Origin of the sequence: Prevotella conceptionensis 9403948 (assembly GCF_000312305.1) — a bacterium.
In the GTDB taxonomy this organism is placed as follows: Bacteria; Bacteroidota; Bacteroidia; order Bacteroidales; family Bacteroidaceae; genus Prevotella; species Prevotella conceptionensis.
In genome coordinates this window covers 1-896 of the sequence record NZ_HE999503.1, presented here as the reverse complement: position 1 = coordinate 896, position 896 = coordinate 1, and the positions used below count along the sequence as shown (strand labels likewise).

Here is an 896-nt window from a genome sequence, read left to right as displayed (position 1 = left end):
TATTTTTGTTTTTTCTTAGCTCATGTATGCAAAATGAGATAGAGTTAAAAGAAAAAGATGAGGAAAAAATAGTAACTTCCTATGAGAGAAATATCAATGATGCAGAAACAGAACTCAATGAAATTCTTTTAGGCAAAACAACTCGTGTAAACTCTATTGCTCCAAAAAATCCCATCCTGAAAAATAAATTTACCCTCAAAGTAGATGGCACTTCTATAGATACAAGAGTTGGAGGAATGACAAGGTCAGATGTTGATAATTCAACAAATATACATATTTTCAATTTTCAAGGTGGTGGATATGCTATAATGAGCGGAGATACAAGGGTTACTCCAATGTTAGTGCTTACAGATAAAGGAGAAATCCCTCAAGATGGTGTCATAGACAATCCTAATCTTGTACCATTTTTGGCAAATATGGAAGTCCAAATCATTAAGGAGATTGATGAGTTTAACGAAAATAACAGAATCAATGAAAACGATGAAATTTCTGTTGTATATGGAAAATGGGAAAAAACTTTTTCCGAAATGAAAGAAGGATATTGTCCTGTTGAGTGGGGGCAGGGAAGTCCTTACAATCAATTTTGCCCATTAACGGATGGAAAATTATCCAGCACAGGCTGCGTACCAACGGCTGTTGCACAATTATTATCCGTTTATAAATTTCCCAAACGATACAACGGTTATGATTTTGATTGGGAGATTATGAATCGTTATGTAAAGACTTGGAATCCATATCCTCCTGCAATCCCTTATATAGCAAGGATTATGCAACAATTAGGTTTACGACAAAATTTAGATGTTACTTATGCCAAATACCCAGAAAATGAAACTGATGAAAATAAAGGGAGTTCCGCTTCTACTGATAACATCCCGAGAACTCTTAAGAATTTAGGG

At 34.6% G+C, this 896-nt stretch carries 1 protein-coding gene; it reads left to right on the top strand.

Features of this window, described 5'->3' with window-relative positions; translation table 11 throughout:
* Nucleotides 1–26: 26 nt before the first annotated feature.
* The coding region (locus tag BN93_RS15965; protein ID WP_019189274.1) for a C10 family peptidase at nt 27–896 on the top strand (870 nt) is incomplete at its 3' end.